Consider the following 4,462-nt stretch of genomic DNA (forward strand, 5'->3'; position numbering starts at 1 on the left):
GGTCACCGAGCACCGCGCCGACGAAGTCGTCGGGGACCAGCACCGCGACCTCGTCGAGGGGCTCGAGCAGCGTCACCTTCGCCGCCGCGGCGGCCTCGCGCAACGCCAGCGCTCCGGCCATCTGGAAGGCGTAGTCCGACGAGTCCACGCTGTGCGCCTTGCCGTCGAGCAGGGTGACCCGGATGTCGACCACCGGGTAGCCGGCGTGCACGCCCTTGTCCATCTGGGCGCGCACGCCTTTCTCGACGCTCGGGATGAACTGCCGCGGCACCGCGCCGCCCACCACCTTGTCCACGAACTCGAACCCGGAGCCCTCGGCCAGCGGCTCGACTTCGATGTCGCACACCGCGTACTGGCCGTGGCCGCCCGACTGCTTGACGTGACGGCCGTGGCCTTTTGCCTTGCCGCCAAACGTCTCTCGCAGCGGCACCCGCAACTCGACGATGTCGACCGCGACGCCGTACCGCTTGGCCAGCGCGTCGAGGACCACGCCGGCGTGCGCCTCGCCCATGCACCACAGCACGATCTGATGGGTCTCGGCGTTCTGCTCCACGCGCAGCGTCGGGTCCTCGGCCGCCAGGCGGCCCAGGCCCAGCGACAGCTTGTCCTCGTCGGTCTTGGCGTGCGCGGCGATCGCGACCGGCAACAGCGGTTCGGGCATCGTCCACGGCTTGAGCACCAGCGGCTCGGCCTTGTCCGACAGGGTGTCGCCCGTCTCGGCGCGGCTGAGCTTGCCGATCGCGCAGATGTCGCCCGCGACCACGGTGGGCGCCGGGCGCTGCTGCTTGCCCAGCGGGAACGACAGGCCGCCGATGCGCTCGTCCTCGTCGTGGTCGGGATGCGTGCCCCCGGCCCGGTCGGTGGCGCCGAAGAACGACGCGAAATGTCCTGACACGTGCACGGTGGCGTCGGGCCGAATGGTGCCGGAAAACACCCGGACCAGGCTGAGCCGCCCGACGTAGGGGTCCGACGTCGTCTTCACCACCTCCGCGAGCAGCGGCGCCCCGGCATCACAAACCAGGGCCGCGTGCGGGGCGCCCAGCGGCGTAAACACTTCGGGCAGTGGGTGTTCCATGGGCGACGGGAAGCCGCGGGTGGCGGCCTCAAGCAGCTCGACTGTCCCCACGCCGCTGGCGCTGCAGACCGGGATCACCGGGAAGAACGAGCCGCGGGCGACAGCCCGTTCCAGGTCCTCGACCAGCGCGGCCTCGTCGATGGCTTCGCCGCCGAGGTAGCGGTCCATCAGCGACTCGTCCTCGGATTCCTCGATGATTCCCTCGATCAGGGCGCCCCGCGCCTCCTCGACGAGTTCGGCGTCGGCGGGGTCCGGCGGATGCACCGTGCGCTCGCCGCCGCGGTAGCGGTACCGCTGCCGGGACAGCAGCCCGATCAGTCCTTCGCAGGCGGGCAGCCCGATCGGCAGGTATAGCGGTAACACCTTGTCGCCGAACGCGGTTCGCGCGGCGACCAACGCTTCGGGGTAGTTCGCCCGGGTGTGGTCCAGCTTGGTGATCGCCACGGCGCGGGGCATGCCGACCTGATCGCATTCCTGCCACAGCGACTTGGTGGGTTCGTCCACGCCCTCGTTGGCCGCGATGACGAACAGCGCGCAGTCCGCGGCCCGCAGGCCGGCGCGCAATTCGCCCACGAAGTCCGCGTAGCCGGGCGTATCGATAAGGTTGATTTTCACGCCGTCGTGCGACAGCGACGCGACGGCCACGCCCACCGATCGCTGCTGGCGGATCTCGGCCTCGTCATAGTCGCAGACCGTGCTCCCGTCGGCGACCGAACCGCATCGGGTCAGGACGCCGCCGGCCACCAACAGCGCCTCCACGAGCGTGGTCTTGCCGGCGCCCGAGGGACCGATCAGGACGACGTTGCGGATCCCGCCTGGGCCGTTGGCGGTCGGGGCGGGCGACGCGCCGCGGGAAGAATTCGTCCTGTCCGCCATGGCATCCTCCAGGTTCGGGCGCGCGCCGTTGCGCGCCCATCTAGCCACGATTCACCCAGGGACCGGCCGACCACAAGACCTCGCGGGCAGTTCGGCGGGCCCGGCTCAGCGCCCGCCGGTGTGACGCCAGTCCGACCAGCGGCGCACCGTGACCGCGATCACCGGGCCGGCCACCGGAACCGATTGGTACTGCAGGTATTTCGCTCGTAACAGCTGTAAGCCCCGGTCGGCGACCGCTCCGCCGGGGTGCACCGAGGCGTCGCCGTCGGCGCGCACCCACCACAACTGCGTCCAGTCGTGGGCGTAGTGGTCGACGAGCAGGCTCACCCGGGGTTCGGCGTCGACGTTGGCCAACCGCCGCAGCCGGCGGGTGGTCTTGGGTTTGGCGTCGACGGCGGTGTACACGACGTTGCGGCCGTCGGGGTCGAGCGCGAACACGACGGGCACCACGTGGGGCGAGCCGTCCGGCGTCACCGTCGCCAGCCGGGCCACCGCGGCGGCGGCGAACCGGGCCCGGGGATCGAAGTCGCCCACCGTCACAGCCTAGGGCGACGACAGCCGCGCGGCCGGGCACCAACCGGGCCCCGCGCCAGGCCGGCCGGCACAAACCTGACCCGTGCCGGGAATAGCTACCTGCATTACGGTTATATACACAAACTAGTGCCGCCCAGATCCTCAGGCCGGGACGGCTTGGTGGTTTCCGCGACGCAGGAAGGCGACGAGATGAGCAAATCGCACCGCCGCTCGGTTCGGTGGTTGGTGAGCGCGCTGACGGTGATCGGCCTGGGGGTGGGTCCGGCCGTGGCGCCGGCGACCGCGGCGCCGGCCCCGGCGCCGCTCGACCGGCTCATCGACCGCCCGTTGGCGCCGCTCGACCCATCGGCGCTGGTGGGCCAGGTGGGGCCGCAGGTGGTCAACATCGACACCAAGTTCGGCTACAACAACGCCGTGGGCGCCGGGACCGGCATCGTGATCGACCCGAGCGGCGTCGTGCTCACCAACAATCACGTCATCTCGGCCGCCACCGACATCAGCGCGTTCGACGTCGGCAACGGCCAGACCTACGGCGTCGACGTGATCGGCTACGACCGCAACGCCGACATCGCGGTGCTGCAGCTGCGCGGTGCCGCCGGGCTGCCCACCGCCGCCATCGGCGGGGGCGTTTCGGTGGGCACGCCGGTGGTCGCGCTGGGTAACGCGGGCGGCCAGGGCGGAACGCCCAGTGCAGTGAGCGGCACAGTCATCGGGCTGAACCAGACGGTGTCGGCGACGGACACGTTGACCGGCGCCAACGAGTCGCTGAGCGGGCTGATCCATTCGGACACCCCGATCAAGCCGGGTGATTCCGGTGGCCCGTTGGTGACCGGTGACGGCCGGGTGGTCGGTGTGGACACCGCGGCCACCGACAGCTACAAGATGTCGGGCGGGCAGGGCTTCGCGATCCCGATCGGCCGAGCGATGGGCGTGGCGGGGCAGATCCGGTCCGGCGCCGGCTCGAACACCGTGCACGTCGGCCCGACCGCCTTCCTCGGCCTGGGTGTGACGGACAACGGGGGCAACGGCGCGCGGGTGGAGCGCGTGGTCAACACCGGCCCGGCCGGCGGCGCGGGCATCTCGCCCGGCGACGTGATCACGGGCGTCGACAGCGTGCCCATCAACGGGGCCACCTCCATGACCGAAGTGCTCATCCCGCATCACCCGGGCGACACCATCGCGGTGCATTATCGTCCCGGCGGCAACGGCGACCGCACGGTCAACGTGACCCTGGCGGAGGGGCCCCCGGCCTGATCGCCGCGTCGAATCCGTTGGCACCGGACGTATTTCGCCGCGTCTGCGTCGAAGTGATTTCGAATGTCGCGCCTCGGGTATCCGTGGCATCGTGGATTTGATGAACGACGCAAGAGAAGCGCTCGAACACCATCCAGAGGGGGGCAGCCACGTCCAAGACGGCGTCGTGGAACACCCCGACTCCGATGACTTCGACAACGCCGCCGCACTGCCCACCGATCCGACGTGGTTCAAGCACGCCGTGTTCTACGAAGTGCTGGTCCGGGCGTTCTTCGACGCCAACGCGGACGGCTCTGGCGACCTACGGGGATTGCTGGGGCGCCTGGACTACCTGCAGTGGCTCGGCATCGACTGCATCTGGCTGCCCCCGTTCTACGATTCGCCGCTGCGCGACGGCGGTTATGACATCCGCGACTTCTACAAGGTGCTGCCCGAATTCGGGACGGTCGAGGACTTCGTCGCGCTGCTGAACGCCGCGCACGAGCGGGGCATCCGGGTCATCACCGACCTCGTGATGAACCACACATCCGACTCGCACCCCTGGTTCCAGGAGTCGCGGCACGACCCCGACGGCCCGTACGGCGACTTCTACGTGTGGAGCGACACCAGCGAGCGCTACACCGACGCCCGGATCATCTTCATCGACACCGAGGAGTCGAACTGGACCTTCGACCCGGTGCGCAAGCAGTTTTACTGGCACCGGTTCTTCTCGCACCAGCCGGA

At 70.0% G+C, this 4,462-nt stretch carries 4 protein-coding genes; 2 read left to right on the forward strand and 2 right to left on the reverse strand.

Going from position 1 to position 4,462, the window contains the following annotated elements; all coding sequences use genetic code 11:
* A partial coding sequence (locus A5714_RS20590; RefSeq protein ID WP_068288352.1) for an elongation factor G-like protein EF-G2 occupies window positions 1-1,951 on the reverse strand: 1,951 nt, incomplete at its 3' end.
* Between the two features lie 105 nt (window positions 1,952-2,056).
* A complete protein-coding gene (locus A5714_RS20595) occupies window positions 2,057-2,485 on the reverse strand; it encodes a TIGR03668 family PPOX class F420-dependent oxidoreductase (RefSeq protein WP_068288354.1) in 429 nt (142 codons plus the stop codon).
* Window positions 2,486-2,674: 189 nt separating this feature from the next.
* Between A5714_RS20595 and A5714_RS20600 the strand changes: the two genes are divergently transcribed.
* A complete protein-coding gene (locus A5714_RS20600; RefSeq protein WP_068288357.1) occupies window positions 2,675-3,739 on the forward strand; it encodes a S1C family serine protease in 1,065 nt (354 codons plus the stop codon).
* A gap of 100 nt (window positions 3,740-3,839) precedes the next feature.
* Window positions 3,840-4,462 (forward strand): alpha-amylase family glycosyl hydrolase (locus A5714_RS20605; protein ID WP_255396726.1); only part of this gene is annotated, 623 nt, incomplete at its 3' end.

The organism is Mycobacterium sp. E2462, from assembly GCF_001672685.1.
Taxonomy (GTDB): Bacteria; Actinomycetota; Actinomycetes; order Mycobacteriales; family Mycobacteriaceae; genus Mycobacterium.